Below are 3891 nucleotides of genomic sequence, written 5' to 3'. Positions count from 1 at the left end.
CCGCATCAGCCTTCTGTGAAGCGGTGAAAGATCGTCGTTTTTTTGTCATCAGAATTCTCCTCGGGGGGTGAGATTAATTCACCGGAGGCAAAATTCCAATTCCATGAGAGGCAAGACAGTTCCAGTCGTCTTAAGCGATTGATGAGCCTGCGTTCTGGCACGCAGTGCGCGTGATCTTTCACGAGCTCGCTCAGGAACTCCTGTTTTTTGCCTCTGTGCTCTCTCCAGCACCCGTGTGTTAGCCGTTGTGCATCGGGGGCCGTGTGAAGGTTGTACTCGTACGTCCATGCCATCCTTATCCTCCCACCGACATCCACGGGCACTAACCTACGAATGAATAGCGACTGAGGATCATAGCCCTCAAACCCTTCGATCCGATCGAGCTCCAAAAGCGTCTGCTCAAGATTCCTTATCCGGATGAAGTCGCCTTGAACATGCTTGTCGCTCTTGGAGAGCTCATCTGGAAGCAGTCCTGGATAAGCTCCCAGATCCACCAGTTCGCCAGGCGTGCTCGCAAGCATTGCAGCAGCGACATTGTTAGTCCCGAACGCAGAGAAGCGGCACTCGCCTCGCATCAGGGTTCCGTAAGTAAACACCGCCGTTGCTGCTGGTCGAGGCTCTTTGCCCTCTGACGCTGCGTTAACTGCATCGGTATCGAGATCGAACGCCCGCAGGCCGCGGCGGACGGTTTCGACATACTCGACCGTAGGTTCAACGAACGCTCTAACCCGATCGGGGCGAAGGATGTAGACAATCGCAGAAAACTGATTGCCATCTAGGTCCAATACAGTTTTGTCAATTGCTTCATAGACATACGGCGCACCTTCTTTGCAATCGAGAGCTTCCCAAGCGTGATCGTCTGCGGTCATCAGCATGCCTTCCACTGCGTGACCGAGGCTCGGCAGTATGTTCAACGCCCCACCGCCACGGCTTGTGGAGAAGTGGGAAAAATGCAATTTGTAGTCCGGCAGATAGACTGGGCAGACTGGGGTGAGTCCTGAACCGTCAATTCCACGTCTCTCACACCATTCGTTCCAGTCGGTGAGGCAAAAGTTCGATCCATAAGCAAAATAGTAGCGTGGCGTAGAAGTCATAGGTGAATCTCCTGTGTGAACGAATAACCTGACTCAGGTCGTTCCCGAGCCAAAACACCAGCGACTTGCCGGCGACACAGGGATTATCGCTACCAAAGCGTGACCTCACCGTGACCTCTTCTTCTTTCTCTATCTGGACGCTTTTAGTAACCTCGCTTCAATTGCCAGGAAAACCGGAATTTCGGCGTCTTGTTCGCATAGATTACGAAATTCCATCGATTGGCTACCTGCTTTGGAAAGTAGCTTCTTAAGTTGTTTCACCAATCTGCTCTTTGCTTGTTTTGCAGCCTCTGTGGTGTTACCAATGACCCTTGCAATTTCCGGATTGCTAGTCTCCGGGTTAGACAAACCGAGTGCCAAAATGTTGGCGCGTTCGGCTGCTTCCCAGGTCTGCCAGTCTTCGTCCCCGAATCGCCATTGCCAATTGCCTTGACGGTCCACTTGCCTGAGACCAAACGCACTTTTTGTTAGTCGCAAGTTTGTCTCTAACTCTGCATGGGCGAAGGTTTTACTCAGGAGTACTGCCTCACCGTGTCCTCGATTGCTCAGTAAGCACCAACTCTCTCCGCGGGACGAGGTGGCTTCTCGACCTGACAGCCGAGAGTAGTCCTGCGACGTGAAATATGCGATGATCTCCAGGCAGTTGAAACCATTGCTCTGCAGAACTGGTTCTCCATGGGGCGTTTTCTGCTTCCAGTGGGTCCAGCGATTAATTGCCTGTTCGAAGAGTTGACGATTTTGCCCCTGAAATTCCGACGACCTTTCGTCGTCGAGGCAGGAAAGGCGAAAGTTGGCAGCTATTTTGTACAAGATAGGCATGAATCCGGTCGCCCCTGTTGGATCACGGGCGTCGCCAATTGCCTCTTGGAACGGGTCCGCGATTCGCTCCAAGGCTTCGGAGCCTAAATCGGACTCTCGGAATAAGATGTGTCCCAAGCGGTACGCAGCGATCTGCCTCCAGTTTTTGAAGGTCTCGTGCGATCCAGACATTGAATAAAGCTCTTCAGCCTTCTGAAGTACAGCATCGGGATCGGCAACCAGAAGCTTTTCGTTGGAAAGTTGCTTTTCGAGGTCTTTTAGGCGAGAATTAAGATCAGCTCTTGAGATGTTACTGCTCACGTTGTTTCTCCACGTTGTTTCTCCACGTTGGTTTAGCAGATTGGCCGCAGGAAAGCGGCGAGATACTAGACGCGTTCTCAGGTCACTCGGTGTGTGAACTCCGGCAATCGAACCCTTGTTCTTTGTGACATTGCGAAACTCGCTGTGGGGTTGCCCGTTGGCGAACGGCGCCGGGCCTCGATTGCTAGCACGAACGAGGAGGCTTGATTCCCTTGCAGCTCCGAGGCCTTCTTAGTCGTGTCTTGATTGATTTGTAGACATCGAGGCGGTCTTCATCGAATTCTGCAGGAACGTATGGAAGAGCGTCAACGTACGTCTCTGCAAAGACGCTGCTTTCGGCCTCACTCTCCATGCGGTCATAGATCGACATAATTTGGTTGGCCACCGGAGGCGGAAGGCATTTTCGGGATGACCGGAAACGACTGGCAAAAGCGGCAACCCAGGTCTCTCGCTTGACGTGCTCAAGCAATTGTCCCAGCTTCGTAAAGTGCGTTTCGCCGTCATTGTTGATTAGCAGCGGCGCTGAGGCATAACGGAACGGCATGTTGGTTGGATACCAGAGTATTTCTCCACGTTTGCGATAACGTTCGGTGGACACAGGAGGCGTCAGCTTGACTAACTTAAAACCCTCGGGACCACCCTGAGCAAAGGCGATGCGGCGACCCTGGAGTTCAGCGATCCGCTTAGGATTCATCAAGTTGCGGCTATGGCAACCGGTAACACCAAAGCTGCTGTCTTGCCTCTCATGGAATTGGAATTTTGCCTCCGGTGAATTAATCTCACCCCCCGAGGAGAATTCTGATGACAAAAAAACGACGATCTTTCACCGCTTCACAGAAGGCTGATGCGGTTCGCAGGCATCTTAAAGACCAAATTCCTGTCTCGCAGATCGCTGACGAGATGCACGTCCAGCCAACGATGATCCACAACTGGATCAATTCCGTGCTTCAACAGGCTGAACGCTCTTTTGAGTCGCCGCGATCGACGAAGGCTGAAACGTCCAAGCACGATGCCAAGCTCCAGAAGATGCGTGAGAAACTCGACGCTAAGAACGAAGTCATCTCTGAGCTGATGGAGGAGAACATCCGCTCAAAAAAAGAAAATGGGGAGCTCTAACCGGTCGCTGGGTTCCTCACGATACACGAGACCAAATCGTCGATTACATCAACCATTGGACGAAACAAACTGAGCTGCCTGCAAAGCAACTGCTGCTGTGGCTTGGCTTGGCGGCCAACAAGTTCCACACCTGGAAGAAACGCTACGGAATGGTCAATGACCACAACGGAAAGATCCCTCGCGACTGGTGGCTCGCGGATTGGGAGCGGCAAGCCATTGTCGCGTTCCATGACAAGAATCCACTGGAGGGTTATCGCCGATTGACTTTCATGATGCTTGACGATGACATCGTTGCGGTGAGCCCTTCGACGGTTTATCGCGTTCTCAAAGCAGCGGGGCGTTTGGACCGCAAATCCGCGACCAAGTCGCTCAAAGGAACAGGCTTCAAACAGCCTAAAAAGCCGCATAGCCATTGGCATACCGATGTTTCTTACATCAACGTTGGTGGAACGTTTTTTTACTTGATCACGGTACTCGATGGCTTCAGTCGTTACATCGTGCACCATGAACTTCGCGAGTCGATGACGGAAGTGGATATTGAGATTGTGATTCAAGCAGCGCC

5 protein-coding genes are annotated in these 3891 nt (G+C 52.3%); 2 read left to right on the top strand and 3 right to left on the bottom strand.

What is annotated here, in order from left to right; translation table 11 throughout:
• Positions 1 to 5 precede the first annotated feature (5 nt).
• From SV7mr_RS12515 to SV7mr_RS12505, 3 genes are all read right to left on the bottom strand, one after another.
• Positions 6 to 1094 carry a gamma-glutamylcyclotransferase gene (locus SV7mr_RS12515; protein WP_145272471.1) on the bottom strand — a complete coding sequence of 363 codons (1089 nt, stop codon included), beginning with the start codon at positions 1092 to 1094 and terminating at the stop codon, positions 6 to 8.
• A gap of 129 nt (positions 1095 to 1223) precedes the next feature.
• Positions 1224 to 2213, bottom strand: coding sequence for a hypothetical protein (locus SV7mr_RS12510; protein ID WP_145272469.1), 990 nt, complete (start codon positions 2211 to 2213; stop codon positions 1224 to 1226).
• A 184-nt stretch (positions 2214 to 2397) separates the two neighbouring features.
• On the bottom strand, positions 2398 to 2907 hold the full coding sequence (locus SV7mr_RS12505) for a hypothetical protein (RefSeq protein ID WP_145272467.1): 510 nt from the start codon (positions 2905 to 2907) through the stop codon (positions 2398 to 2400).
• Positions 2908 to 3014: 107 nt separating this feature from the next.
• Here SV7mr_RS12505 and SV7mr_RS12500 point away from each other — a divergent pair, with 107 nt between their 5' ends.
• Both SV7mr_RS12500 and SV7mr_RS12495 read left to right on the top strand, forming a co-directional pair.
• Positions 3015 to 3329: a transposase gene (locus SV7mr_RS12500; RefSeq protein WP_145271091.1), complete on the top strand. Its 315-nt coding sequence runs from the start codon at positions 3015 to 3017 to the stop codon at positions 3327 to 3329.
• A 149-nt stretch (positions 3330 to 3478) separates the two neighbouring features.
• Positions 3479 to 3891 (top strand): DDE-type integrase/transposase/recombinase (locus SV7mr_RS12495; protein ID WP_145278382.1); only part of this gene is annotated, 413 nt, incomplete at its 3' end.

It is taken from the genome of Stieleria bergensis (assembly GCA_007745635.1).
GTDB lineage: Bacteria > Planctomycetota > Planctomycetia > Pirellulales > Pirellulaceae > Stieleria > Stieleria bergensis.
This window is presented reverse-complemented; position numbering and strand designations above follow the sequence as displayed.